Annotated in this window: 30 protein-coding genes and 1 tRNA gene; 6 read left to right on the top strand and 25 right to left on the bottom strand. The window is 46.5% G+C overall.

Annotated features, from left to right (window positions below):
* The first annotated feature begins 3 nt into the window (after window positions 1-3).
* Genes Q0218_RS00155 through Q0218_RS00140 form a run of 4 tightly spaced genes read left to right on the top strand, consistent with a single transcriptional unit; the run spans window position 4 to window position 2913 of the window.
* Window positions 4-429 carry a hypothetical protein gene (locus Q0218_RS00155; RefSeq protein ID WP_297965165.1) on the top strand — a complete coding sequence of 142 codons (426 nt, stop codon included), beginning with the start codon at window positions 4-6 and terminating at the stop codon, window positions 427-429.
* Window positions 426-677 carry a hypothetical protein gene (locus tag Q0218_RS00150; protein WP_297965163.1) on the top strand — a complete coding sequence of 84 codons (252 nt, stop codon included), beginning with the start codon at window positions 426-428 and terminating at the stop codon, window positions 675-677. Before Q0218_RS00155 ends, Q0218_RS00150 begins: the two co-directional genes overlap by 4 nt.
* Window positions 674-1288: a hypothetical protein gene (locus tag Q0218_RS00145; RefSeq protein ID WP_297965161.1), complete on the top strand. Its 615-nt coding sequence runs from the start codon at window positions 674-676 to the stop codon at window positions 1286-1288. Before Q0218_RS00150 ends, Q0218_RS00145 begins: the two co-directional genes overlap by 4 nt.
* Window positions 1285-2913: a hypothetical protein gene (locus Q0218_RS00140; protein WP_297965159.1), complete on the top strand. Its 1629-nt coding sequence runs from the start codon at window positions 1285-1287 to the stop codon at window positions 2911-2913. Before Q0218_RS00145 ends, Q0218_RS00140 begins: the two co-directional genes overlap by 4 nt.
* Window positions 2914-3177: 264 nt before the next feature.
* Here the strand turns inward: Q0218_RS00140 and Q0218_RS00135 are convergent.
* The 3 genes from Q0218_RS00135 to dapB all read right to left on the bottom strand — a co-directional run bounded on the left by Q0218_RS00135 (window position 3178) and on the right by dapB (window position 5933).
* A tRNA-Met gene (locus tag Q0218_RS00135) sits at window positions 3178-3254 on the bottom strand.
* Window positions 3255-3521: 267 nt separating this feature from the next.
* Window positions 3522-4859, bottom strand: a complete 1338-nt coding sequence (gene purF / locus Q0218_RS00130) for an amidophosphoribosyltransferase (RefSeq protein ID WP_297965157.1) — start codon at window positions 4857-4859, stop codon at window positions 3522-3524.
* Window positions 4860-5165: 306 nt separating this feature from the next.
* Complete coding sequence (gene dapB / locus Q0218_RS00125) at window positions 5166-5933, bottom strand: 4-hydroxy-tetrahydrodipicolinate reductase (RefSeq protein ID WP_297965155.1); 768 nt, start codon at window positions 5931-5933, stop codon at window positions 5166-5168.
* A gap of 142 nt (window positions 5934-6075) precedes the next feature.
* Between dapB and Q0218_RS00120 the strand changes: the two genes are divergently transcribed.
* Window positions 6076-8919 carry a M16 family metallopeptidase gene (locus tag Q0218_RS00120; protein ID WP_297965154.1) on the top strand — a complete coding sequence of 948 codons (2844 nt, stop codon included), beginning with the start codon at window positions 6076-6078 and terminating at the stop codon, window positions 8917-8919.
* A 219-nt stretch (window positions 8920-9138) separates the two neighbouring features.
* Here Q0218_RS00120 and Q0218_RS00115 read toward each other — a convergent pair whose 3' ends face one another.
* The 22 genes from Q0218_RS00115 to mqnP all read right to left on the bottom strand — a co-directional run bounded on the left by Q0218_RS00115 (window position 9139) and on the right by mqnP (window position 25006).
* Entirely contained in the window at window positions 9139-9360 is a 222-nt protein-coding gene (locus Q0218_RS00115) for a hypothetical protein (protein WP_297965152.1), read from the bottom strand.
* Window positions 9361-9418: 58 nt separating this feature from the next.
* Complete coding sequence (locus tag Q0218_RS00110; protein ID WP_297965150.1) at window positions 9419-10645, bottom strand: ankyrin repeat domain-containing protein; 1227 nt, start codon at window positions 10643-10645, stop codon at window positions 9419-9421.
* Window positions 10646-10865: 220 nt separating this feature from the next.
* On the bottom strand, window positions 10866-11804 hold the full coding sequence (locus tag Q0218_RS00105; RefSeq protein WP_297965148.1) for an FAD-dependent oxidoreductase: 939 nt from the start codon (window positions 11802-11804) through the stop codon (window positions 10866-10868).
* Window positions 11805-11814: 10 nt separating this feature from the next.
* Window positions 11815-12264, bottom strand: a complete 450-nt coding sequence (locus tag Q0218_RS00100) for a hypothetical protein (protein WP_297965146.1) — start codon at window positions 12262-12264, stop codon at window positions 11815-11817.
* A complete protein-coding gene (trxA, locus tag Q0218_RS00095) occupies window positions 12264-12578 on the bottom strand; it encodes a thioredoxin (RefSeq protein WP_297965144.1) in 315 nt (104 codons plus the stop codon). Before trxA ends, Q0218_RS00100 begins: the two co-directional genes overlap by 1 nt.
* Window positions 12579-12648: 70 nt before the next feature.
* Window positions 12649-12987: a YraN family protein gene (locus tag Q0218_RS00090; RefSeq protein ID WP_297965142.1), complete on the bottom strand. Its 339-nt coding sequence runs from the start codon at window positions 12985-12987 to the stop codon at window positions 12649-12651.
* Window positions 12988-12990: 3 nt separating this feature from the next.
* The gene (locus Q0218_RS00085; RefSeq protein WP_297965140.1) at window positions 12991-14253 is read right to left on the bottom strand and encodes a homoserine dehydrogenase; all 1263 of its coding nucleotides are present in this window, start codon (window positions 14251-14253) and stop codon (window positions 12991-12993) included.
* The gene (locus Q0218_RS00080; RefSeq protein ID WP_297965138.1) at window positions 14250-15458 is read right to left on the bottom strand and encodes an LL-diaminopimelate aminotransferase; all 1209 of its coding nucleotides are present in this window, start codon (window positions 15456-15458) and stop codon (window positions 14250-14252) included. The genes Q0218_RS00085 and Q0218_RS00080 overlap by 4 nt, the downstream gene beginning before the upstream one ends.
* 10 nt (window positions 15459-15468) lie before the next feature.
* A complete protein-coding gene (locus Q0218_RS00075) occupies window positions 15469-16266 on the bottom strand; it encodes a hypothetical protein (protein ID WP_297965136.1) in 798 nt (265 codons plus the stop codon).
* Complete coding sequence (locus tag Q0218_RS00070) at window positions 16260-17285, bottom strand: phosphatidylglycerophosphate synthase (protein WP_297965134.1); 1026 nt, start codon at window positions 17283-17285, stop codon at window positions 16260-16262. The genes Q0218_RS00075 and Q0218_RS00070 overlap by 7 nt, the downstream gene beginning before the upstream one ends.
* On the bottom strand, window positions 17278-17958 hold the full coding sequence (gene rlmB, locus Q0218_RS00065) for a 23S rRNA (guanosine(2251)-2'-O)-methyltransferase RlmB (RefSeq protein ID WP_297965132.1): 681 nt from the start codon (window positions 17956-17958) through the stop codon (window positions 17278-17280). Before rlmB ends, Q0218_RS00070 begins: the two co-directional genes overlap by 8 nt.
* Window positions 17959-18038: 80 nt before the next feature.
* Window positions 18039-18851, bottom strand: a complete 813-nt coding sequence (rsmI, locus tag Q0218_RS00060) for a 16S rRNA (cytidine(1402)-2'-O)-methyltransferase (RefSeq protein WP_297965130.1) — start codon at window positions 18849-18851, stop codon at window positions 18039-18041.
* A 4-nt stretch (window positions 18852-18855) separates the two neighbouring features.
* Window positions 18856-19056, bottom strand: a complete 201-nt coding sequence (gene rpmE, locus Q0218_RS00055; RefSeq protein ID WP_009495090.1) for a 50S ribosomal protein L31 — start codon at window positions 19054-19056, stop codon at window positions 18856-18858.
* Window positions 19057-19140: 84 nt separating this feature from the next.
* A complete protein-coding gene (locus tag Q0218_RS00050) occupies window positions 19141-19797 on the bottom strand; it encodes a 16S rRNA (uracil(1498)-N(3))-methyltransferase (RefSeq protein ID WP_297965128.1) in 657 nt (218 codons plus the stop codon).
* On the bottom strand, window positions 19794-20207 hold the full coding sequence (locus Q0218_RS00045; RefSeq protein WP_297965127.1) for a hypothetical protein: 414 nt from the start codon (window positions 20205-20207) through the stop codon (window positions 19794-19796). The genes Q0218_RS00050 and Q0218_RS00045 overlap by 4 nt, the downstream gene beginning before the upstream one ends.
* On the bottom strand, window positions 20204-20386 hold the full coding sequence (locus Q0218_RS00040; protein ID WP_297965125.1) for a hypothetical protein: 183 nt from the start codon (window positions 20384-20386) through the stop codon (window positions 20204-20206). Before Q0218_RS00040 ends, Q0218_RS00045 begins: the two co-directional genes overlap by 4 nt.
* 5 nt (window positions 20387-20391) lie before the next feature.
* Window positions 20392-20973, bottom strand: coding sequence for a 6-carboxytetrahydropterin synthase (locus tag Q0218_RS00035; RefSeq protein WP_297965123.1), 582 nt, complete (start codon window positions 20971-20973; stop codon window positions 20392-20394).
* 69 nt (window positions 20974-21042) lie between these two features.
* Window positions 21043-21807, bottom strand: coding sequence for a 7-carboxy-7-deazaguanine synthase QueE (locus tag Q0218_RS00030; RefSeq protein WP_297965121.1), 765 nt, complete (start codon window positions 21805-21807; stop codon window positions 21043-21045).
* A gap of 204 nt (window positions 21808-22011) precedes the next feature.
* Window positions 22012-22980, bottom strand: a complete 969-nt coding sequence (moaA, locus tag Q0218_RS00025) for a GTP 3',8-cyclase MoaA (protein WP_122863460.1) — start codon at window positions 22978-22980, stop codon at window positions 22012-22014.
* Between the two features lie 139 nt (window positions 22981-23119).
* Window positions 23120-23632 carry a hypothetical protein gene (locus tag Q0218_RS00020; protein WP_297965118.1) on the bottom strand — a complete coding sequence of 171 codons (513 nt, stop codon included), beginning with the start codon at window positions 23630-23632 and terminating at the stop codon, window positions 23120-23122.
* Window positions 23625-24143: a hypothetical protein gene (locus Q0218_RS00015; protein WP_297965116.1), complete on the bottom strand. Its 519-nt coding sequence runs from the start codon at window positions 24141-24143 to the stop codon at window positions 23625-23627. The genes Q0218_RS00020 and Q0218_RS00015 overlap by 8 nt, the downstream gene beginning before the upstream one ends.
* Window positions 24140-25006 (bottom strand): menaquinone biosynthesis prenyltransferase MqnP, encoded by an 867-nt coding sequence (gene mqnP, locus Q0218_RS00010; protein ID WP_297965114.1) that lies wholly within the window; start codon window positions 25004-25006, stop codon window positions 24140-24142. The genes Q0218_RS00015 and mqnP overlap by 4 nt, the downstream gene beginning before the upstream one ends.
* Before the next feature lie 90 nt (window positions 25007-25096).
* Here mqnP and miaA point away from each other — a divergent pair, with 90 nt between their 5' ends.
* A complete protein-coding gene (gene miaA / locus Q0218_RS00005; RefSeq protein WP_297965112.1) occupies window positions 25097-25987 on the top strand; it encodes a tRNA (adenosine(37)-N6)-dimethylallyltransferase MiaA in 891 nt (296 codons plus the stop codon).
* The last annotated feature ends 264 nt before the right edge of the window (window positions 25988-26251 follow it).

Below are 26251 nucleotides of genomic sequence, written 5' to 3'. Positions count from 1 at the left end.
CAAATGTATTATTACCTAGAAAAAGATACCAAAATCATCGTGGGGCAAGGCAGCGAAGAACACCCGCATTACTTTAGCGTGCTAGCCTCCGTAATAGATAATTTAGGTACAGATAACCCAATGGGATATAAATTTGAAAACGGCTCTCTAAGCAAAAGCGCAGAAATGCTAGAAAGCGAACGCGACCGAGAAAGAACGCGCAAGCTCGCAAATTTGGAGATAGAAATCGGCAGTAAAATTTTCCCCGCAGACGAGGCGAGCCAAACAAGGATGATGATCGCTCTAAAATCGGCTGAAATATCAGGCGCGCCGAGCGTGAAATTTCCGACCGTAAGCGGGGAGCTAACCGATGTGAGCGCGCAGGAGCTAAGACAGATGATAATCCTTTGCGCCCAAAAACTCAATGAAATTTTAGGCGGCGCGAAATGACGCCCGAACAAGAAGCCGCGCTAATAGCCGCGGTTAACTCCGCAAACGCCGCAATAGCTGCAGTGAGTGATAACGTAGTCGCCATAAATAGCAAAATAGCGGGGCTAGAGGCAAAATTTGAGGGGCTAAGCGCTGGCGTTAGCGGCGTGAAAAAAGACCTCGCCGCGCTATCTGAAAAAACGGATGACGATACGGATTTGATAAATTTTAAGCTCACGCGGCTAAATAGAGAAAGAGCGATAAGATGAACTTCACGGATAAATACATAGCTAATTTTGGGGACTTGCTGACCGAAACTACGGCGGCGAATACCCCGTATCAAAAGACGCTGGAATATCTAAACGAGCAATACGATAAATACAACATCTCAAACGAACTCCGCGCTAAGCACATAAGCGAGCTGCTGGCAAACCTAACTATGGGCTACACCGCGCAGGCGATGGCGCAGGCGATGGAGCTAACCTACCGCGAACTAACCTTCGACGAGGAAATGAACGGCTTAAAAGAGCAGACTAAAAGCGCGCGGCTAAGAAACGAGGAGCTAGAGCGCGGGATGAACGATAGGCTAACAGGGCTAAAAAAACAAAACGAGCTAGTAGACGCGCAAATAAAAAAGCTAAAAGACGAGACCGAACTGGCTAAAAGTCAAAAAGAGGCGATAGATAGGCAGGTAAAAGACAATCGTGTAATCAAAGCCACGTCTACGCTAGGCGGGTTTATCTCTGAAAACCAAGCGGGCGGAATGATAGTGCCCGCGGATATGACGAAGGTCTTTTTTGATATGCTTTTTGGGCTAGTCAAAGAGGATCTGCCGGGACTTGGCAAGCCTGCGAAATTTGATATGGAAAAAAGGAAGTGAACTACACCAACTTTGACTATCTAAACGTTACCAACCCCGATACGGGCGGGGTTTATGATTTTATGGCCGGCGGGCTGTTTGACGGATATTACGCAGGCGGCTACGGCTATAATGCCTTAAATTTACCCACTCCCGATTTAAGAAGCTTTTTTATCAACCAAGCCTTTTCTTTGACCGCCGGCTTACTCGAACTAAACGAGGACTTTGCGGAATTCGTGCTGATGCCTATGCAGATTTTGATCTTGCGAGAGGACAAAGAAAGCGCGGCTAAACTAATATCAAGCGCGAGCGAGATAACGGCAAACCACGCAAAAGAGCGTAAAACGCAGATAAGGCAGAGCGAGCGGGGACAAAATCTAGGGCGAGGTATCGCGGGTGCAGGCGATATAAATAAGAATTTTAGAGATTTTGTTCGCGAGATGGCTACCGATAGCGTCTTTGAGAAAGCCGCGCAAACTCTGGGGCGAACGTTTGGCGGAGTATTTGGTCAAATAGCGGCGGGTATGCTTTATGACGGGATAGTAAACGGGGAATTTAATACCGCCAATATCGGCGAGGCTTTGCTAGGCGAGTTAAAAAATACGCTCACGCAAAGCGCGCTAAGCTACGGATTGCGGGCATTAGGCACGGCTCCGTCACTGCTAGGGATGTTTGGGCTAAGCCTTGCCATAGGAACGATCGTCGATGAAATAACGGAGGTAATAGCGGGGCTTGATAATCATTTCGGATTTGGCGGGGAGTTGCAAGGATTTGATGCGGACGGTGCGCCGTATTATGACAGGGCGCTTGGATTTGGAGAATTTTTTAAGGAGAAATTTGGGGTGCTAGATAGCCACGTTGAACTTGAAAATAAAAAAGGCGACGTAGTAGGGTATAGATTGCAAGATAAGAAATTCCTTTACGTCGATAAAACGAGGCCGTCTAGCGTAGTAAGAACGGACGTAGTAGAAGTCGGCAGAATTTACGGCGTGCCTAGATTAGGATATAACCCGCAATTTAATTTAGGCGTAGGGCTTGGTTTTGGCGGTTTAAATTTCGGCTATACTAAACAGGAAAACTACGGCTGGGCGAGCGAACTAAGAGGCGCGCTGACTCAGAGCCTACAAGAGGTGCAAAATAGCTTTTCGTACCAACTAAATACAACCGTAACCGCTCCTAGCGTAGACGTAAGCGCCGCTCTCGCGCAAGCTCTGCAAAACGCACAGACGAGCATAAACGGTGACGGTGCCCAAACGTCAAATAAAACAAGCTCTATGGAATGGGCGGAAAAAGCAAGAATGGCGCAATCAAGAGGCGGCAAGGGAATGGGCGGGATAAGCCCGTCAAAAAACAAAAGCGGGGGCTGGAGCTTTGCAAACACCAAGGTGGGAAACTGGACGGAAGCCGGCGGACTACTGGGGTTTGGCGGGGCGAAGACGGACCCTAACGCTCAAAAACAGCTAGCAGACGAGCTGGGTAGGCAAAAGACCGCACAAGACGCGGCTAAAGGCGGAACGTCGGGCAAGGGCAAAAATCTAGGGGCAAAGACCGGCTACGGCAAAACGAGCCGCGGGGAGAAAAGTAGACAAAGACAAGCCGAAAGAAACTCTGCCGGCAACAGGGGCGGTAGTCGAGGCAAAAAATAGAGCCTTGGCGGTGTAGCGCGGCTAATTACTTTTATAAATCCGTTTAAAACAGACTTATAAAAACAATTTGAGTGTGCCCTAACGGCAAAAAGATATTGTTGATTGGTCTTGAAAATAGGCGGTTTTAGTGTGCCCCAAACTGTGCCCTATCTTTTGTCAAAACTTTGACGATTTGACAAATTTAAAGCTTTTATGCTTAACCGTTTTGTGATGATTGTATTTGATGAAATGTCGTATTTTAGGGATTTTTGAGAGGTTTTTCGTTGGTGTCACGGGGGAGACTTGAACTCCCGACCTCCGGCTTATGAGACCAGCGCTCTAACCAGCTGAGCTACCGTGACGTTAAAGTTCGCAATTATATTCAACGTTTGCTTATATATTGATAAAATATTTTCATTTTTGCGCAGTAGCGCACCCAAAAGTCAAATTTTAAAATTTAAATTTACGATTTTTGGGTACAAATTTACCAAATTTAAATCAACAAAAATCCAAATTTGAGGCAAGAGCGCCAAAAACAAAAATTCGCATTTTCAAAGTGCGGGTTTTGCCGCTCAAATTTGGCGAGTTCAAATTCGCCAAAATAAAATTTGAAACGACAAATGCCGAATTTACTTGATAAAATAATCCCCGTCAAAGCTAACCAGCGAGTACTTGCGCTCGCTGCCGATACTGCTAACTAGCTCATCTACGTCCAAAAACTCAAGACTGTCCGCGCCGATAAATTCGCACACCTCCTTAGGCGTTTTGTTTGCGCTGATTAGCTCCTCGAAGCTCGGAGTGTCGATGCCGTAGCGCTCAGGGTATTTTAGCTCGGGGCAAGCGACTTTAAAGTGTATCTCTCTCGCTCCCGCGTGGCGTAGCAGTTCGACGATCTTCTTAGAGGTCGTGCCGCGTACGATGCTATCGTCCACGACGACTACGCTTTTGCCTTTGAGTAGGCTTGCCATCGGGTTTAGCTTGAGTTTTACCTTGAGGTTGCGCATCTCTTGCGTCGGCTCAATGAAGGTGCGGCCGACGTAGTGGTTGCGCACGATAGCTAGCTCAAACGGTATCCCGCTAGCGTTTGCGTAGCCTAGCGCCGCAGGCACACCGCTATCAGGTACCGGCACGACGAAGTCCGCGCTAATCTTGCTTTTTTTAGCTAGCGTTTCGCCCATTTTTTTGCGTACTTCATAGACGCTTTTGCCCTCGATGACGCTATCTGGGCGCGCAAAATAAATATACTCAAACGCGCAAATTCTAGGCTCTGCCTCAAAAAGGCGTACGCTCTCAAACTCGCTTTTGCCTTGCTCAAAAACCAGCATCTCGCCGGGCTCCACGTCGCGGATAAAGGTCGCGCCCACCAAATCAAACGCGCACGTCTCGCTAGCTACGATGTAGCCGCCGTCTTTTAGGCGTCCTAGCGAGAGCGGTCTCACGCCCCAGCGGTCGCGGATGGCAAAGACTTTATGGCGCGACTGGATGAGTAGGCAGTAGGCGCCTTTGATCTGTTTTAGCGCCGCTACGATGCGGTCTTGTAGATGTTCGCTGCGACTTCTAGCGATGAGATGCACGATATTTTCGGTATCCATATTGCTCTGAAATATTGCGCCTTCGGCGATTAGCGCGTTGCGGACTTCGTCTTTGTTTACGAGGTTGCCGTTGTGCACGATAGAGACTTGGCCTAACGAGTAGTTTGCGGCGATGGGCTGGGCATCGGCGGCGGAGTTTTTGCCTGCGGTGGCGTAGCGGTTATGGCCGATCGCCATATCGCCTTTTAGGCTCTCGAGGTTCGTCTTGTCAAAGACTTCGGTAACTAGCCCGCGGCCTTTGACGGTCTCTATACGGCCGTTTTCGCATGCGCTGATGCCGCTTGCTTCCTGGCCTCGGTGTTGCATGGCAAATAGCGCATAATATGCCGTTTTTGCCGCATCTTTAGAATTAATCACTCCAACTATCGCGCACATTTTTTTCCTTTTTTAGGGGCGTCTCGCGAGTGCTTTTTGCGGAGCTTGAAATTTTCGCCCTGCGACAGACTACATGTCTAGTCTTGGACGAGAATTTCTACGCAACCTCAAAAATCATCTCGCGATACTTTGCCTCTCATGCTAAAATTTAATTATCAAAATTTGAACGTAAAACGATAAGGCGAAGGATTTTTCGCTTAATTAAGGCGAAATTTAATTTTTAAGCGTAGGCTAACCGCGCGGGTTGCCGAACTTGAAAATTAAATTTCAACGCAAAGTAAGTAGAAAAAGCCAAGCCGCTTATTATCACAGCCCAAGACAATCATCTATCCCGTACAACCCGCTTTGCTGCCCGGCAACCCAAATAGCCGCCTTTATCGCGCCTTTAGCAAAGGTCGCGCGGCTAGTTGCGGTGTGATTTAGCTCGATAAACTCGCCGTCGTTGTAAAATCCGACCGTATGCCTGCCCACGACATCGCCGCCTCGCACCGCTAGGATCGCGATCTCGTCCTTGCTGCGAGCTCCGACTAGCCCGTCTCTACCGGTCACCAAAACGTCTTTTAGATTTAGCCCTCTAGCCTCCGCTACGCGCTCGCCAAGCGTTAGCGCAGTGCCGCTTGGAGCGTCTTTTTTGTGCCTGTGGTGCTGCTCGACGATCTCGGCGTCAAATTCGCGCAAAGCCTTTGAAGCTAGCGCCGCTAAGCGGTTTAAAACCGCGACGCCAAGGCTCATATTGGTGGCGTAAAGTATCGGCATCGCCGCGCTTGCTAGCTTTAGCAGGCTTGCGCCGTCCTCGCCAAGACCCGTCGTGCCGATGACTAGCGGTTTTGGGTCGGTGCGGGCGTAGTTTAGCAGATTTATCGCACCCTCTTTGATCGTAAAATCTATAATGACGTCGCAGTTTGCGAAAAGCTCGTCAAATTTGTCCGTGAGGATGACGCCCTGGGGCAACGCAAAATCAAGCGGCTCTATCGTATAGGCCGCGCTAAGTTTTGCGTTTGGCTCGTTTTTTAGGCACTCTATGATCATGCGTCCCATTTTGCCGCTTGCGCCGTGGATTCCTATTTTTACCAAAATTTATCCTTTAAAATTTGGGCTAAATTTAGCATAAATTTTATAAAAAATAAATTTAGCACGGCCGCCGTCTTCGCCGCGCGCGGGCAAAAATATTAAAAATCGCGCTATATAATCGGCTTTTTAAATTTAAAGGACGACGATGAGGAAAATTTTATTTTTATTTCTAGCCGTTTTTGCGGCGAGCGTTTTTGCTAAACAAGCACTGGTAGCAGAGTCAGCTAAAACGCGGCAGGCGGACGCAAATTTGAGCGCGTTAAATTTGACGGCGAACGATAAAAACTCGCAAAAGCTAAATTTGACCCAAGACCCCGCCATCATCAGCGGCGAGCTAGCCAACGGCCTAAAATACTACGTCAAGGAAAACAAGCAGCCCGCAAATTCGGCCTATTTTTACCTAGTCGTAAACATCGGCTCGACCGACGAGCGCGAAAACGAGCTGGGACTTGCGCACTTTACCGAGCACATGGCGTTTAACGGCAGCCGCGAGTTTAACAAAAACGAGCTAGTTAAAAAGCTAGAGAGCCTCGGAGTGGCATTTGGCGCTGATCTAAACGCGCAGACTAGCTACGACCAGACTAGCTATCTGCTAGAAATCCACGTAAACGAGCAAAATTTAAAGGACGTTTTTCGCGTTTTTCGTGACTGGATCGACGGCGTGAGCTTTGACGCGGCCGAGCTGGATAAAGAGCGCGGTATCATCATCGAAGAAGAGCGCGCCAGAAACACGCCCGCGTATAGATTTTACATCAAAAACCGCGTGCCCGAGCTTTATGGCGATAGTATCTACGCCAAAAGGTCGCCCATCGGCGATATGAATATCGTAAAAAACGTCGACGTAGCGACGATAAAGGGCTTTTACGGCAGGACCTATCAGCCTAGATTTATGAAATTTATCGCAGTCGGCGACTTTGATAAAAAGCGCATCGAGGAGATGATAAAGCAAAGCTTTAGCTCCGCTAAAAACACGAACGACTACGCAAGCCCCGATAAAACTATCCCTATAAAAAGCGGCTTTAGCGTAAACAACTACGACTCGGCAGAGATCGGGCTAAACTCTATAAATTTGATCTTCGCGCAAAAGTATAAATTTGACGGCGAGATCCAAAGGCTCAGGCAAAATTTGCTTGCCAACTACGTCTCAGACCTCGTCGCGATGATATACGAGCAGCGAAATTTAGCCCTGCGCGGGCGATTTTACTCGCCGATAATCGAAGACCAAAACGTGCTTTACGCCTTTGAGATAAACGCCGTCGAGGATGATTTTAGCGGCGCGCTTAGCGATCTGGCGAGCGTTTTAAAGGGCGTAGAAAAATTCGGCTTTAGCCGGGCGGACTTTGAAAGCGCGAAAAAAGATTTTATAAACTCGGCCAAAAACTCCTATCTGCAAGCGGGTAACAAGCGCTCGAGCGCGGTCGCGGCAAATATCGAGGAGACGACTAGGATCGGCGGCGTGCTGCTAGGCGACAAGGACTTGCGCGACGTTACCTTGGCGCTGCTTGAGGACATTAGCCTTGAGGAGGTAAACGCCGAATTTAGGCGGATACTCGGTATCGACGCAAAAATTTTAAACGTAATTAGCGCCAAAGGAGCGAAGCTAAACGAGGCTAAATTTGATCAAATTTGGGCGGAGGCAAAGCCGTACGATACGCTAGCTTCAAATCAAGCAAAGAGCGAGCTTTTCGACTACGGAGCGTTAAAGCCTAAAAATTTCGTCTCGAAAAAGCATAACGAGAAGCTTGATTTTTATATTTACGAGCTGCCAAACGGCGCGCGCGTCGCATTTAAGGAGGTAAAAACAAAAAAAGACGTCGTCTGGCTAAGCGCGGTTAGCCGCGGCGGCACGTCAAATTTGGCCAAACCAAAGCAGGGCGCGCTAGCTGTAGAGGTCTCAAACGAGAGCGGGGTAGGGGAGTTTAGCAACTACGATCTGGCTAAAATCCTAAGCGGCAAGCAGCTAAGCTATAGCAAATTTATCGATCAGCTTTCGCAAGGATACAGCGCAAGCTCGGCGAGTGCGGACTTTGAGTGGCTTTTGCGCGCACTGTTTTTGGAGTTTAGCGAGCCTAGATTTGACGAAAACGCGCTAAAAAAGACGAAAATAAACGAGCTTGAGCAGCTGGAAAAAACCAAAAATCTGCCCGAGCGGAAATTTAGCGACGAATTTGCGAGATTTTTCTACGAAAACAACCCGCGAACAAACCCGCTCGAGGCCGCGGATATAAACGAGCTGCAGATGAACGACGTAAAAAAGATAGTAAAAGAGAAATTCACCAACGCGGCTTCGTATGATTTTATCGTGGTCGGCGATCTAAATTTGACTGCGGTCGAGCCGCTTTTACAAAAATATCTTACAAATTTACCCGCGCGCACACAGCGTGAAAACTTCGTAGATGACGGCGTAAGGACGATTTTGGGCGAACGGGAGTTTAAGCGAAGCTACCAAACCACGCAGCGAAGCGACGCCGCGATGATAATGAAAAACGAAAACGTGAAGTATTCGCGCCCGGAGTTACTGCGCGTAAACGCCCTATCTGCGGTGCTTTCGATGATGTTGCGCGAGGACGTGCGCGAGGACCGCGGGCAGGTCTACGGCCTGGGCGTGCATATGAATCTCGCAAAATACCCGTACAAAAGCTTCACCGCGCATTTTGGTTTTACGGCTGCGCCTGATAACGTAAACGCCGTGCTAGGCGAGATAAAATCAAACGTCGCCGAGCTAAAAGGCGGCGCGGACGTCAAGCGCTATCTGCAAAATTTCAAAAAATCTGCGCTCGTAAAAATGCGCCAATCCTACGTTCAGGGCGAGTTTTGGACGCGCGCGCTCATGCGCGAGCTGGTTTTCGGCGATGAGATTTTAAGCCTTGACGAGTACGAAAACGCGGTAAATGCGCTCACCGAGCAGGACGTAAAAGACGCGGCGAAGCTCTATCTGGACGAGAAAAATGTCGTGATAAGCGTAAATGATCCCGCCGCGGCGAAGTAAATTTAAGCCTCGGCGGTAAATTTGATTTGTCGCCCGGGCGACGAGTAAAATTTGGCTTTAGATTTGACTAAGGACTGTTAAATTTAAAATTTTACGGGCAAAATTTACGGACGGTCTCGTCAAATTTCGCCTGCTTAAATTTAATTTTACGCCCGCCGCGAGCTCAAATTTCATTCGTCCGAATTTATATTTTGGCTTCGCCTTTACGCCGAGATTATTTTACTTCAAATTTGAGCTTGGGCTAGATTTACTTCGGTTGCCATCTATGTAAATCACCTTGTTTGGATTTTTTTCGTATTTATCTATAAATACCTCTATCTCATATCGCCTTTTTCTTTCGTTTGCCCATTTTATGAAAGTTCTAATGTCTTTAAACGTTGCATTTTCGTCGGGACAGTGTTGTTTGTAGAAATTTATATCTTTGTCAAATTCTTCTATCATTTTTGGATCTATCGGCTTTGGTTTGCGTTGTTTGATTCTAACATTCTTTATTCCTTGATTATTGATTTATTTTTAGTTTCTTATTGTTTGTTCTATTATCGATATACGACAATCTGTTTGCCCTTCTCATGCTATATATGGCATCCACTTTGTTTTGCTCGTTTGCCCAAGCTATAAACGATCTCGCGTCTTGAAAAGTTCCGCTTGGATCGGTGCAATATTTTTCTAAATTTTTTATAGCCATATCGACGTAAAAAGGTCTTTTGTTATTTATCATATACCCGTCTATCCAGTTGCCTTTGTAATGCAAATAGTTGTCATAGCACACCTCATACGCCTCCTTTAACTGTTCCTTAGTCGGGGCATTGGGAAGGTCGTATTTTATAAAGACATCAAGCATGGGCTCGTAGTTTTCGTAGTTGCCTAGATATGCCCAGCCGCTTAGCTTTAACGGCCTGTTTTTCTCTTCGTCTTTTATACCTTCTAGTCCGATACCCATTTCAAACTCTCTGGGTTTATACCCCGTGCTTAGCATTAGCTCGGCCATCTGAGGCAGATTTCTATTTACTACGTAGAAAAACGGATCCGATTTATATCTAGTGCTCGACTCTACGCATTGCGGATTGTTTAGATCCGTCTCTGGACGCCCCTGATCGTATTTGTAGCGTATGGTTATATTATCGTCATCGTTTATTATTATAGAATCAAACCTAGAAGAGTCATAATATCTATTAGTATGGATATGAGGAGATACATACTCTACCTCTTCAAATTTAACCCCTTTTTCTAGTAGAATCCTAGCCGTATCAACGGAGTTTAGCATAATAGCATAAGCCATAGAAGACAAGCCGAATCTATCTTTAGCCCTTATGTCGGCTCCTAAATTTAGTAAAGCGTTAAAGGTATTTACGTCGTTTCTAAAAGAGCTGTACATCAGCGGAGTTCTTTTGTCTCTCATGCTAACGTCTACGCTTAGGTTGTTGTCTTTTATAAATTTAACTACGAAATCGGTATCTTTTCTATCAAGAGCTGCCCTTAAAGGCACGAGCGTAGCGTTTTTCTCTTTATCGCAAACGATATCTCTAACTCCAAATCCAAACGCCTCTATCTCCTCTTGCGTTACGTATTTAGCTAGCTCGGAGTTTGGGTCTATTTTAGTGTCCGGCGTGATAGTAAAACCCGTCGGCATAGAGCTTGATCCAAATTTAACTCCCAAAAACGAAAGATAAAAGAGGATGGCGGCAAAGGCTGCGAGGGTGAATAGAAATTTAAAAAAGGTTTGCACATTTGATCCTTTTTGCTCATGACTAAATTTGCAAAATCTTAGCCAAAAGGCGGTTAAATTTGAGTGAATTTGGGGGCTGTAAATTTGAAAAATGCGGTGAAATTTAAATCAAGGCAAATTTGACTAAATTTGAAAGGACAAAGCAAAACTCGGTAAATTTGAGAAAATTTGAAGTAAAAAGAGAAATTTAGCCGAAAAACTCGGCTAAATTTGACAAATCTTAGTGCAGGCTCTCGATGTAGCTAAGCGCGCTAAGGGCCGCTACTGCGCCGTCTCCTGCGGCTACGATAACTTGTTTTGGCGCGTCTTTTCTGATGTCGCCCGCGGCAAATAGTCCAGGCACGCTAGTTTGCATTTTTAGATCGACGCTCACTTGGCCGCCAGCCTCCATATCGCACAAGAACTCGCCATTTTCTTGGCGAAGGACGTCGTTGTTTACGTTAAGCCCGACGAATACGAAAACGCCCGGCACTTTTAGATCGCGCTCGCCATCTTTGGTGTTTATGATTAGGCCTGCTAGGCCTGCTTTGTCGCCGTAAGCTTGCTTGATCGTAGCGCTTGTGATAAACTCGATTTTGGCGTTAGCGCGAGCCTTTTCTAGCGTCACCGGAGCGGCGCGAAACTCGTCTCTGCGGTGGATGACGTAAACGCGCGAGCAGATGTTGGCTAGATATAGGGCCTCCTCGATCGCCGTGTCGCCGCCGCCTAGAACTGCGACTTCTTTGTTTTTATAGAAAAATCCGTCGCAGGTCGCGCAGGTGCTCACGCCTCTGCCAAAAAACTCGTCCTCGCCCGCAAAGCCCGCGCGGCGCGGAGTGGAGCCGGTGGCTACGATGACTGCTTTGGCCTGCTCTTCTTTGCCGCCTTCAAGCTTGACCGTGAAGCTGCCATCAGAGTTTTTTACCACGCGCTCGACGCCCGCCATTTCGTGCTTTAGGCCAAAATGCGTGCACTGCGCGACCCACGTACTCATGAAGTCGATGCCGCTCTCGCCGGGCGCTTTTTGACCCGGATAGTTTTCTATCTCGGAGCTGCTCGTGATCTGGCCGCCGGGCATTCCTTTTTCAAACATTACGACGTTTTTTAGTCCGCCTCTAGTGGCGTAAAGTCCCGCGCTAAGTCCGGCAGGACCGCCTCCGATGATCGCTAAATCTAACATATTTTTTCCTTTAAATTTTATTTATTTTCGAATCTTGTTTATAAATGCCGCCCTTTTGCGCCTTTAGCTCGACGCTAGCGGGCAAAGCCGTGATATTTAGGACATGCATCAGCTTTAAAATCGTATTTATATCCGAAGCGACGAAATTTATATTTCCCTCGCTTGGCGCGCGTTTTTGGAGCAAGTCCACGGCGACGATTTTTAAATCCTTAGTCGAAGTTTTTAAAATTTCTCTCCAGTTTGATTGGTTGGAGCTAAAAACCACGAGTAAAAATTTGTCGTCTTGGGGCGCAAAAATTTGAGCCTGCTCGTAAAAAACCAGCTCGTTAAAATTTACGAATTTATACTGCGAAAATCTGTAATTATTGTAAGCAAATACGCCTGCTACCAGCGCTGCACCGATAAAGGACGCAAAAACGGAGGTGAGAGGAAGCAGGCTTCCTCCTCGTCTAAAAACCATTAAAGAAGCGAATTTATCTTATCGGCGATGGCTTGTTTTGATTGCGCGCCGACCATTTGCTCTACTACTTCGCCGTTTTTGAAAAATAGAAGCGTAGGGATCGAGCGGATGCCGAATTCCACGGCTAGGTCTTGCACCTCGTCGGTGTTTACTTTGCAAATTTTAGCTCTACCATCAAACTCCTCGGCTAGCTCGTCGATGACCGGAGCAAGCATACGGCAAGGTCCGCACCAAGGCGCCCAAAAATCTACTAGCGCGACGCCATCTTTAGCGACGTCGAAATTCGCAGTCGTTAGTTCTACGTATTTTCCCATTTTATTCTCCTTTTTAAAGATAGTCGTAATTATACACGAAAGTATTTAAATTTTAGCTAAATAAGAATTTTTACAAACTAATATTTTCTATCCACTTTATCTCGCCCTTTTTTATCGCGATCAAATCGACCTGAAAATCGGCATTTGCACCGTTTTGTAGCAGATAAAAGTCTATAGTTTTTAAAATTTTATTAAATTTAGCGGGCGTGAGACGGTACTCCGCCTCGTAGTCGCCCTGCGTAGCTTTGATTTCAACGAAGCGCAAAACGCCGTCTTTTTTAGCGATGACGTCGATTTCGCCAAATTTGGAGCTAAAATTTCTAGCGAGTATCTCGCAGCCGTTTTTTAGCAAAAACTCGCAAGCCAGATATTCTGAACTCTTGCCGAAAAGATACGCCCTAAGCCCCAAATTTTACTCTTCTATCCTCATCATAAAAGGCTTTTCTTTTACAAAATCTTGCTCTTGTAAAATTTCCATAGTGCGCCTCACGTCCTTTTCTACGCTCGTGTGCGTCGTGAAAAATAGCGTCGCATACGGACTTTCGTCCTTCGGTTTTTGCAGCAAACTATCGATAGAGAGGTTGTTTTCGCTCATTAAATTCGTGATTTTAGCCAGTACGCCGACTTTGTCCTCGACTCTAAGTCTAAAATAATACTTCGTGCGAATTTCGCTCGGATCTAGGAGCCCCAGCGCATTTATCTCAAACGGCGCTTTGTAGCCTAACATCGGGGATTTGCCGTCTCTGGCGATGTCGATGAGGTCGCTGATAACCGAGCTTGCCGTAGCTGTCCCGCCCGCGCCCGGACCGTAAAACATCGTCTCGCCGACTGCGTCGCCCACTACGCTCACGGCATTTGTCACGCCGTCTGTTTTAGCTATCATTTTATCTTTTGGTACGAGTGCGGGATGTACGCGTAGCTCCACCTTGTCGCCGGTTTTTTTGGCGATGGCTAGTAGCTTGATAACGTACTCGAAATCGTTGGCGAAAAATATATCCTCGGGCGTGATGCCTTCGATGCCTTCTATCAGGATGTCTTCGGGGTTGCCGTGCACGCCGTATGCGATGCTGGCTAGGATCAGTAGCTTGTGCGCCGCGTCAAAGCCTCCGACGTCAAAGGTCGGATCGGCCTCGGCGTAGCCTAGCTCCTGGGCTTTTTTTAGCGCGTCCGCGAAATTTGACCCCTTGCTCATCATCGAGGTTAAGATATAGTTGCTCGTGCCGTTTAAAATCCCGTTGATGCTTAGGATGTGATTGGCGCTAAGGCCCTCGCGAAGGGCCCTGATGATAGGTATGCCGCCCGCGACGCTGGCTTCAAAACCAAAAGGCGTATTTTGCGCCAAATTTTGCAAGGCGTAGCGGTGATAGGCTAGTAGCGCTTTGTTTGCCGTTACGACGGCTTTTTTACGCTCTAAAATTTTGCTAACGATCCTAAAGGGCTCCTCTACGCCGCCCATAAGCTCGACGAAAACGTCGATATCCTCGCGCCCCAGGACGCTATCTATATCGTCCGTGAGCGGGATGGCGACGTCTCTTTTTTTGCTTAAATTTCTAACGACGCCGATAACCGGAACTATCTCTTCGCCGCATCTTGCCGCGATTAGTTTTTTGTTTTGGAGTAAAATTTTAGCTACGGCCTCTCCGACCGTGCCGACGCCTAAAATGGCTATATTCATGCAAATTCTTTCAGATATTTTTTGACGTTTCTCGCCGCTTGGCGGATGCGATTTTCGTTTTCGATGAGAGCAAGGCGCACATAGTCGTTGCCGCCCTCGCCAAAGCCGATGCCCGGGCTCACCGCGACGCTAGCTTTAGTAAGCAGCTGTTTAGAAAACTCAAGGCTGCCGATGTTTCCTACTTGCGGTGGGATTTTCGCCCAGATAAACATACTAGCGCTTGGCTTATGCATTTCCCAGCCGGCGCTTGCAAAGGCTTCTAGCATCACGTCGCGGCGTTTTTCGTAAATTTGACGGATGTCCTCGACGCAGCTTTGATCGCCGTCTAGTGCGACGGTGGCGGAGACTTGGATCGGGGTAAACATGCCGTAATCGACCCATGATTTTATCTTTTTTAGAGCGGCACAAAGGCGTTTGTTTCCGCATAAAAATCCGACGCGCCAGCCCGCCATATTGTAGCTTTTTGATAGCGTATAGCACTCGACTGCGACGTCTTTTGCGCCTTCTACTTCAAATATACTAGGCGTCTTGTAGCCGTCAAAAGTAAGGTCTGCGTAGGCGATGTCCGAGATCACGTAGAAGCGCTCTTGTTTACTCATCGCCACTAGCCGCTCGTAGAAGCTCTTTTGTACGGTTACGGTAGTTGGATTATGCGGGAAATTTACGACGACGTATTTAGGCCTTGGCGAGCTTGAGCGGATCGTGTGAAGTAGATCTTCAAAAAATTTATTTTCGTCAAGCTCGAATTTATCGTTGTATTTTAGCGGCATTTTCGCCACGCTACCGCCGGCAAATAAAAACGCCTGCGTGTGGATCGGGTATGCAGGATCGGGTACAACGGCTACGTCGCCCGGATTTACTATCGCTTGGGCTAGATGTACGAAGCCCTCTTTGCTACCCATAACGGCGACAGCCTCGGTATCGGGATCTAAATTTACGCCGTATTTGCGCTTGTACCAGTTGCAGATGGCTAGGCGCAGTTTGTAGATACCCGCGCTTGCCGAGTAGCCGTGGGTTTTGTCTTTTTGCGCGCTTTCGCAGAGCTTATCGACGATGTGCTGAGGCGTGCGACCTTCGGGGTTTCCCATTGAAAAGTCGATGATATCCTCGCCCGCTCGGCGCGCGGCCATTTTTATGGCGTTTACCTCGGCAAATACGTAGTTTGGAAGTCTTTCAATCGTATTAAATCTAATCTCGTCAAACATAAATTTTTCCTTATTCTAGGTAGATTTTGAGTCCTCGTTTGATATTTTCTAGGCTGACCGCGTCGTCGATCATTAGATATTTTGCATTTTGCGGAAAGGAAACCTTTAGGCTATTTATAGCTTTGTCGCTTCGTTTTTCCTCGAGCAAATTTAAATTTTTATCCAAAATTCTCACGATCGCCGACCAGCGATCCTCCCCGTCTGCGCCTATGGCGGCGACTTTTGCGCCGCTAACGTCGATGAGATAGGGCTCAAGCGGCTTTGAGAGCTGAACCTGCTGCGAAAACGGTACCGGGGTTTGATTGATCGATGAATTTGACGCGTCGATGACGTATTCGTAGGATAGCTCGCCGACTCTGTTTATATCTGTTATTTCGGTGCCGCTTTCTTTAAAGGCAGAGTAGAGCGAGCCTGGATTGGGGATAAATTTAGTATCTACGGTCACTCCCCAAGTAGCACCGCCGGCATTAGAAAATTCGCTAGTTAAGATATCGTTATAGCCTAGTCCGTTTAGGGCGTCTCTGGCGATTTTCATGAGAAGTAAAGGGTTATTTTGACGCGAGATAAATTTGATATTTACTTTTACGTTTTGCTTGTAGGATAGGCGCAGGAGCGAATTTGATTTTAGGACGTTTGAAATTTTGGCGATGTCGGGTTTGCCGTTTGCGTTTAGATATGCCGAGCCGTCGCCAAAGAGCTGGGTCGCTTTTGTGCTATTTTGACCGAGCAATCCGCCTGCTATATCCGCCACGCTGCCCGCAAAACAAAAGACAGTGCTAAGGGCTAAAAGTTGGAGCTTTTTTACCACGATTTGCCTTTGTTAAGCGCTACGAATTCATCAAATGATAGCGGAGTTACTTTATCTTTCTCGACTAAAAAGCGCTTTGGATTATCGCCGCTAAATTTGATATTTTGCTCGCCGATTTCTAAATTTACCTCGCCGTGACCGGTAACGACGAGCTGCTTTTTACCTATCTCGATAGTGACCGGATTTGAAGCGTTTAGCGAGCGTTTTTTATTATCGTCTAGGTTTATCACCCCAAGCCATACTTTTTTACGAGGAACGACTTTTATCTCGCTAAGTCCGTTTAGTTCGTATATATCGCCGGTTTTAGGCGTAGATAAAACGGTAGCGGTTATATTTTGCTCGGTTTTATTTGACATCTCGGTAGGTTGCAAATTTGAACCTGTATTTTGCTCTATAGGCTTTGGTTGCGCGACCGTCGCGACGGTTACGTTTATCTCGGGTAGAGGTTGGGCGGCGTTAGGTATCGCTAGATTTGAGGCGTTTTCTTCGTTATTGCTAAGCTCGTCTTGCGCCTTTGGAGATGATAATACGCTGACCGTAATATTTGCGTCTTTAATGGCGTCTAGGTTTTTGGCGGCTTGCCGTACGGTCGTCGCATCGGAGTAAGTCACGCTTTTATTTTTATCTTCAAAGAGGCTTGAGAGATCGCCGATATATTTTTGAGGCTCGAAAAAATACACTAAAGCGCCGATCGCGCAAATGGTAACGATACCGCCTAGCATACCGCCGTAGGAGGATTTTTCGCTTGCGGTATAGGCCGGTATTTTAGGCGATATGGTTATGGTTTTATGCTTTAGCTCGCCCTCGTGCTCGGTCATAAAAGCATCATACTCGCTCATCCATTGCGTAAAGTCTATATCTAGCTCGCGCTCTAGAATTTTAACGAAGCCTTTAACGTTAAAACGCGCTAATTTCTCAAAATTTTTATCGGCGATGTAGCCTAGATATTCGGCTTCGATGTGCGTTCTTCTAGCGACTTCGCTAAGCCCCAGTTCTTTTAATAAACTTATGTCATTCATTTATAATCCTATCGCAAAGTATGGCAAACGCAGCCGAGACGTTTAGGCTGTCCCAATCGTTTTTCATTTTTACTCCTATTATTTCGTCGCTTTTGGCGAGGACTTTTTTGTGCAAACCTTCGCCCTCGCTACCCATCACGAGAGCTACTTTTTGGCTAAATTTGACCTCGTGGGCGTTTTTGCCGCCGCTTGCCGTGGCATAAATTTTAAATTCGACTTGTTTTAGTTCGTTTAGCAAGCTAAGGCCGTCTTCTACGAGAGCGATATTTGCCTCGTAGGCCGCTGCGCTACTAGCTCGCAGGACGCCTTCCATCGCCAAATTTTTAGCGACGACGACGATGCCTCCACAGCCGAGTGCATGCGCCGTTCTGACTATAGCGCCGATGTTTCCGACATCGCTAAGTCCGTATAAAACCGCTATAAAATTTTCTTTTTTTATCTCGTCGATACTCTTGAACTCAAACTCTTCGACCTCGGCTAAAAAACCTTGGTGATTGCCGCCGTGTGCGAGAGCTTGAGCCTTTTGGTTATCCACGCGTTTTATAGGCGCACCGACGCTTACGATCTGCGAAAATAGCGCCTTATTGCACTCTTTGGCGAGATAGACCGTTTTGACGTTTTTTTTATAGTTTTTTATGATGTGCAAAAATAGCTGTTTACCGTATATTATCATCGCCTGATAATAGCTAAAAATCGGTAAAATTTAGCTAAATTTTTAGATAATTTCGCCCTTTGCTAAGTCCGTATGCGATTTTAGCGAGCCAGTTCTGAGTAAATTTCTTTAGCGCTTTTGCCCGTAATTTTTGCTAGGAGTTTGGACTTGGCCTTAGGCGAAATTTCAAGTTCTAAAATATCGTTTTGAGTGATTTTTTCTGAGGTAAAATTTGAATTTTTTTGCACTACGACGCACCACTCGCCGCTTAAATTCGCCTTTTGTAGCTTTTTTGCCAGATTGCTTGCCGCGGCCCTAAATTTTGTTTCAAATTTCTTCGTCGCCTCTTTTATGGCAAAAATTTCTCTATCCGGCTCAAGTTTGGCAAAATCTAAAATAAGCGAAAGTATGCGTTTTGGGCTTTCGTAGATGACTGCGGGAAACGGCGAATTTAGCGCATTTTGCACCGCTGCGGCTCGCTCTTTGCCGTTATTTGGCAAAAATCCTAAAAAACAAAATTCTTTTTCGCAAAGACCGCTTGCGACGACGGCTAAGAGCGCGGCGTTTGATCCGCTTAGCACTTCGTATGCGATATCGTTTTTTATCGCGAAATTTACGAGCGCGGCTCCCGGATCGCTGATGCCCGGCATTCCCGCATCGCTTAAAAACGCGACGTTTTTATCAAAAATCTCAAGCTTTATTTTGGATAAAATTTCATCTTCGTTATGCGTGTGTAGCGGAATAAAATTTTGGATGTTTATATTTGCATCAAAACGCGTATTTAGCAGGTTTATGAGAGATTTTGCGACTCTGGTATCTTCGCAAAAGAGTATCTCGCATTCGCGCAAAACGCTCAAAGCGCGAAGCGAGATATCGTTTAAATTTCCTATCGGAGTAGGAACGAAATATAGCAAAGGATTATTTTAAGTTATATTTTTTCTTAAATTTATCGACGCGGCCCGCGCTATCTACGATCTTTTCGCTGCCCGTAAAAAACGGATGGCACTCTGAGCAGATATCTACTCTGATCTCGCTTTTGTTTGACTTCGTAGTGAAGGTGTTGCCGCAAGCGCAAGTTACTTTGCACTCAACAAATTCCGGATGAATTTCTTTTTTCATCATTTTATCCTTTTATCGTCTGATTTTTTAATTTTCATTTAAAGTAAGGCGAGATTATACAAAAAACTTCGTAAAAAATCAAATTTAAATCAAAATTTTAGCCGCTATGCCTAAAATCGCCGTTTGCGAGCGCAAAATATTTTTTGCTCTTAGTCCGTATTTTTTTGCAACCGCCTCTCGCTCGCTCCCGCTAAATCCCCCCTCGGGGCCGATCGCTAAAATTTCCTTGCCCGCGTAGCCGTCTAGGTTTTTGCCTTCAAAGTCGATAAGAGCGACGTTTGGGTAAAATTTGACTAATTCGTCTAAGCTTTTGTAAATTTCAAATTTCATCAAATCGTTTCGTCCGCACTGCTCGCATGAGTTTATCAGAATGCGCTCTAGGCGCGAAAAATCGAGCTTAAAGTTTTTTTGAGAAAATTCGCCGTAAAAAAATACGACTTTAGCTACGCCCATTTCATTTAGGCCGGGCAACGTTTTTTCGATAGTTTTTGGATCGACGACGGCCCAAGCTAGCGTTAGATCGCTATTTCGCGCTTCCACGTCGTGCGAAAATATCAAATTTAGCTCCGCGCTCCTTTTGTCTAAATTTACGATTTCATAGATGTGGTTTTGCCCGTCGGTCAAATTTCGCACGTCAATGCGCTCGCCTGCCTTTGCGCGCCGCGCCTTCAGGTGCAAAAACGCCTCGCCATCAAGCCTTATTTGCTCGTTTTTGGCATCTTTTGAATATAAAAATTTCATCTCACCCCGCTTGCAATTAGTATCAAAACAAAATCAGCCGCGATTTTTAGGCGCATTTTGGCTCTAAAGTCAGCGAAATTTTTAGTTTTCATCGCCTTTTTTAGCCGCTTAAACTCTATCGCCCCAAGCCCGATAAGCAGTATCCAAACCGCGATCATAACAAGAGCCTTGAGGCTCAGATAAAAGTAAAAAACGCTCATCAAAAGCAGCCCCGTAAGCATCATCGCGGCCAAAAACGAGTAGTATGTGGGCAAAAATAGCCTGATGCGCTTAGCGTAGGCGGGCGAATTTACGCCGAAATTTATCAGGCAAAAGTGCGCCGCGACAAGCGCCAAAAGCGTAAAGGCAAGCCCGACATGTATAGAGCGCGCTAGCTCGTAGAGCTCTGATAGATGTTCGTTGAATTTCATTTTTCAGGCACCGGTTCCGGCGGCATATTTTCGTCGATACTCACGTTTGCGTCGCTTTGCGCGATGGGTACGTCGCTGGGGACGGTTTCGTTTAGATCTAGTTCAGGCGAGCTTTTCTCGTCCTCGCAGCCGCTAAAGATTAGAGCCGTCAGCGTCAAAATCGCAAAAATTTTCCTCATTTGCGCTAGACCTCCTTTGGATTTACTATTTTTTTACTCAGTTTGATCTTCTCAAACAGCTCGGCGTCCTCCCACTCGGCTCTCACGCCCTCGGAAAAGACGACCTCGTTTAAATTTACCTCGCCCATTTTGGCGTTATATGCATCCTCTCTGAAGCACTGCGCATAGCCTGTATCGGTCTCGTGGACGATGACGCTGTGAAGCTTCACTTCGCGCTCGCCGTTTTGCATCTGAGTGGCTTTTAAAAGCCTATCTATCATCACGAAAAATATCCTGCAAAACTGCTCTGCGGAGGGGTTTAGCGGGATCTCTACCCAGCGCGCGGAGTGCTTTTTAAGGTCGTTTTTGTACTCGGCTTCGTCGCCGCTAAATATCGTCGTGCAGTGATCAAAGCTATCGATGATGCAGCCGATTTCGCGCTTCATTAGACCAAAATCATACACCATCCCCGCATTATCGAGAAAATTTGACTCCAGTAAAATTTCAGCCCTGTAAGAGTGCCCGTGGATACTGGTTTTGCAGCGTTTCGAGCTACAAAATCTAACGATATGGGCGTTTTCAAATTTAAACATTTTTCTTATTATCATCTTAGCTCCGTTTATTAAATTTTTGTTTCGCGCCGTAAAGATACGGGTAACGCCGCCTAAATTTGCGCTTTAAACCCCTTCTTTTGCGCCCCAAAGCCTGATGTGTAGGCGATCGGAGTAGTTAAAACCGTGCTTAATCGCAAACTGCGCGACGGATAGGGCGTTTTGCTCAAGGCTTATTTTATCATAACCTTGCGGCATACAAAAGACTTCCGCGTCGCAAATGCCTAAAATGCGCGAAATTTGCGCTATCGCCGAGCCGTCCTCCGCGCTTTTTTTATCAAGGACGAATTTATAAAAACTGCCCGCGGCGTTTTGTTTTATCGCTTTTAGAGCGCTAGCGTTGATACGTCTAGCCTCGCTTTCGCCGCTATTTTCAAGCTTGACGCTAACGGCAAAGCGGCATTTTTTATAAATCTCAAATCTAGCGAAATCCACCTCGATCGTGCCGTTCGTTTCAAAATGCGCCTCGTAGCCCTTGCTAGTCGCAAAATTTAAAAAATCTAGCAAAATTTGATTTTTATGATGTAGTAGCGGCTCGCCGCCCGTGATGACGATGATAGGCTTTTGGCGTAAATTTGCGCTCAAATTTTGCGTTATTTTTATGAGTTCGTCCGCGCTCGAGATTTTTTGATACGAAAAATGCCCCGTAAAAACCGCACGGATCGTGTCGCAGCCAACTAGCGTTTCATCGGTTTTGGGCGAGACGGCGCGCACTCCAAAGCCTGCGCAGTTTAGATTGCAGCCCGCAAACCGCAAGAAAATCGCCAAACGGCCGCTGCTTGCGCCTTCGCCTTGGATGCTTAAAAAACTCTCGACTAGGTTTAAACTCAAATTTCGCCTTTTAAATTTTGGTCGATTATAGCAAAATTTGAAGGGTAGTTTTATGGAGTTAAGCGGATTTTGCGTCAAATTTGAGCGGGTTTTGCTAAAAAAACGGCGGTAAATTTACGGATAAAAACGTAAAAATAAAGTGAGGTTAAATTTAGTAAAGCAGGCTAAATCTACGTCAAATTTGACGTAAATTTAGTCCTGATTTCAGCCGCCCGTTTGGTAAAAGGCGCGGCTTGAGGTCTCGTTTTGAGAACCGATCGCCCATTTGTTTTCTTTGGGTTTATTTTGTAAAACCTGGCGTAAAATTTCGCTAGCGCCCGCGATATCGCCCTTTCTTACGGCGTCTTTTATGCTCATCGCATCCTCGAAGTATAGGCACGGGATGAGATGCCCCTCGGCCGTGAGGCGTATGCGATTACAGCTCTCGCAAAAGTCGTGTTTGTGCGGGTCGATGACGCCGAAGGTATAGCCGTCCTCTAGTCTGTAGATGCTGGCCGGGCTCGTCGGGATCTTTTCGGCTGCTTCGAAGCGATATTTTTTTGCGATGACCTCTAAAATTTCAGCCGATTTCATGCCTTTTAGCTCGTCCGTCGCGTGGATATTTTCCATGTATTCGATAAAGCGAATCTGACAACCCATAGAGCGCGCAAACTCTAGTAAAGAGACGATCTCGTCGTCGTTTACGCCTCTTAGCGCGACGGTGTTTAGCTTGACTTTTAGTCCGGCTTCAAGCGCAGCGTCAAGGCCCGCTAAAACCTCGTGCAGGACGCTTTTTTGCGCAAGAAATTTAGCCTTTTCGGTTTTTAAGCTATCAAGCGACATATTTATGCGCTTTAAGCCCGCGTTTTTGAGGGCTTTTGCGTAGTGTTTGAGCATAAAGCCGTTTGTCGTGATAGCTAGATCGACGTCCGGGCTATGCTCGCTTATCATCGCGATAAATTTGTCCAAGTCCTTACGCAGTAGCGGTTCGCCGCCCGTGATACGGATCTTTTTTACGCCTTCGTCTAGGCAGACTTTGACAAATAAAAACAGCTCCTCAAAGCTTAGTAAATTTTCCTTCGGCTCCCAGCTAAACGGAGTTTTAGGCATGCAGTATTTGCATCTAAAGTTGCATCTTTGCGTGACCGAAATACGCAGATAATCAACCGTCCGTCCGTGCCCGTCTATTAACATTTTTCGCCCTTAATTTTATCAAAAAGATTTGTTTTTGATTTGGTTAAAAGGCATTATAGGAATTTAAGCTTTAAATTTTTTTAAAATTCGCGTATGAAAATAATGTTATTTTTTTATATTTCGCGCCCGCGTTTTAACACTAAATCAGCTCTCTCAGTTTTAGCGTCAGCTCGACCTTACCAAGCCCCACGCATAGCTCTTTTGCGATGCTTTCGACGCTTTTGCCCTCGCTATACATCTGCACGATGCGCTTTTCGTCGTCCTCGCCGTTTGGAGCGGAGATCTTGCTGATACTTTTGGTGCGCTCTTCAAGCGTAAATAACCTATCTTGCTGCTGGCTTTGAAAGTTATCTATCGAGCTTTCGATGCCTTGGAGGGTGTTTATTATCGGAGTTATTTTTTGATTGATTTTTTCATTTAAACGCTGTTCGAGGTTGCTTTCTAGCTGCACTACGTCAAATTCGGCAGGCTCGCTTTGGCTAAAATTCGCAACCTGTTTTTTTACCGCGTGAAGCTCTTGTATTAGGCTTTCGATCGCCTTTTCGTATCTTGAAAATTTCCTCGAAGCCTCTAAATCTTTTATAAAAACCAGCACAAAAAGCACCGTCAAAATCAGCCCGAAAATGACAAATATTATCAAGTCGTTATTCATCGTTCATCTCCTTTAGTTCTCTTATCATTGCCCGCTCTCTGGCCGTCACGTAGCCGTTGTAGTCGCTCTCGTCGCTCTCGTTTATACGCGTGATTTTGGCGGTTTTCTCATCTAGCGCTTCAAAAAATATCGCCACGTCTCGCTTTGGAAAAATAGGCATAAAAATGCGTCCGTAGTATCCGGCACCGTTTTTAAATTTAGCCTCTTTTATCCTAAAATTTTCAAAATTTATCCCGTCTAGCACGCTAGATTGCGCAAGCTCGAGTTTTACGAATTTCTCGTTTTTTATGTAGGCGTTTAGCTCGTCAAATTTACGGTGAAGCTCGACCAGCAGCGTCAGTATCACCTGATCGCTCTCTTTTGTGTCGCCCTTTGCTTTGGCGCGCTTTATCCACGCTCCTAGCGGATCGTCCTCGTTTCCGCTTAGCTTGTCAAATTCGCGCAAAAACTCGCTCTCGCGCTCGCCGATTTCCTCAAAAACTACGTCTAAATTTGCCGGAACCAGTCTCATAGGCTAGCCCAGACGAAAACAAAAAAAAGTATGCCAAGATAGCCGTTTAACGTGAAAAACGCACGGTCGATCTTGCTAAAATCTCGCCTAACGATGCGGTGCTCGGCCACTAGGATGCCACCGCAAAGCAAAATGCCCGCATATGCCGCCGCGCCAAGCCCTCCCGCCCACGCAAAAAGTAGCCAAAAGATCACGGCCGTGGCGTGAAAGATTGCCGAGATAAACATCGTAGCCTTTTCGCCGTAAACGCTAGGTATGCTAAAAAGCCCGTGCTCGCGGTCAAATTCGATATCTTGAAGCGAATAAAGCAGGTCAAATCCCGCCACCCAAAACATCACGCCAAGGCAGAGTAGCACGCTAAAAAGCGGTATCTCGCCCGTGACTGCTACGGCTCCGGCGATGGGCGCAAGACCTAGCGAGAGACCAAGGACTAGATGCGCTAACTCGCTAAAACGCTTAAAAAGCGAATATCCGCCAAGCACCGCTAGGATCGGAAAGCTCAGCCAAAAGGCAAGCTCGTTTACGAGATAGGCGACGAGCACGAAGATGGCGGCGTTTGCTGCGATAAAAATTTGCAGATTCGTCTTGCCGATGCGTCCGTCCACGCTCGGGCGATTTGCCGTGCGCGGGTTTAGCTTGTCGATGTCCTCGTCCTTGTAGCGGTTAAACGCCATCGCGAAATTTCGCGCCGAAACCGCGCAAAGAACGCCCAAAATAAGCAACTTCCAGCCAAACCAAGCCGTGCCGTTTACCTGCGCGCTCGCCGTTATCATCGCGGTAAATATAAAAGGTAGCGCGAAAATAGAGTGCTTAAAAACGATCAGTTCGTTAATATCTTTTAAAATATTTATAAATTTTTGCATAATCTTCCTGAAATTTTTGCTTTATTTTATCTTATAAAAGCGTAAATTGTGATAAAATTTGAGCAGATTCACGAATTTTAAGGCATTTTTATGAAAGAACTCGCCATCATCGGCACCACCGCTAGCGGAAAAACGGCGCTCGCGCTAAAGCTTGCAAGCGAATTTAACGGAGCGATTTTAAGTCTTGATTCGCTTTGCGTTTATAAATTTATCGATATCGCAAGCGCCAAGCCGAGTGCAGACGAGCTAGCTTCGGTGCCGCATTTTGGGGTAAATTTGCTGATGCCCGATGAACATTTTGACGTCGGGATGTTTTTTGAGGTTTATAAAACGGCACGCGAATTTGCGCAAAAAAACGGTAAAAATTTATTTATAACCGGCGGCAGCGGATTTTATCTAAAGGCGCTGCTGTCGGGTCTCACGCCTAAATTTGAGCGCGTAGAAAGCGGCCTAAGCAACGCTCAAATTTACGAGCTCGTTTCAAGCCTCGATCCTGATTTTGCCGTCAAATTTAGCGCAAACGATACCTACCGCTTGCAAAAGTGGTTTGACATCTACTCGTTTTTGCGCTCTAGCGGGCGCGGCGAGGCTCCAAGCTCGTATCTGCGCGAAAATACCCTAGCTCCCGTTGCGTCAAATTTGGCGATTTTCGAGCTTAGCTGGGATAGGGACGAGCTAAGAGGTCGTATCAAAGAGCGCACTAGGGCGATGTTTGAGCAGGGTTTGCTGGACGAAGCGCGGGGGCTGTTTGCGCGGTATCCGCAGCGACCAAAGCCGCTAAACTCGGTCGGTCTAAAAGAGTGCGGAGAGTTTTTGCGAGGCGAGATCAAGACCGAGGCCGAGCTGGAGGAGCTCATCTGCACGCATACGGCGCAGCTGGCCAAGCGTCAGCGGACGTTTAATAGATCGCAGTTTGAGAGTAAATTTAGCGACAGCGTCGGGGAGTGTGAGAAGAAAATCATAGAATTTTTGAGTGATTGATTCTGATTTGCGACTCGTCTCTTGCGCGCCTTTAAATGAGCTAGAAATTTTCTCCCTCGATGAACTAAATGTTCTATCTTCGGTCGAAAATTTTGTCGCAACATTTAAATTCATCGCAAGATACTTCGCCTTATCGTTTTACGCTCAGATTTGCAAATTTAACTCGAAATTTTACGCACCGAGACCCTGTGTTGTTTGGTGGCGTCTAGCTTTTATGTTAAGGGGGAAGGGGCTTGAATTACGAAGTCGCTCCCTTCCCCCTTA

It is taken from the genome of uncultured Campylobacter sp. (assembly GCF_938039245.1).
Taxonomy (GTDB): domain Bacteria; phylum Campylobacterota; class Campylobacteria; order Campylobacterales; family Campylobacteraceae; genus Campylobacter_A.
This window is presented reverse-complemented; position numbering and strand designations above follow the sequence as displayed.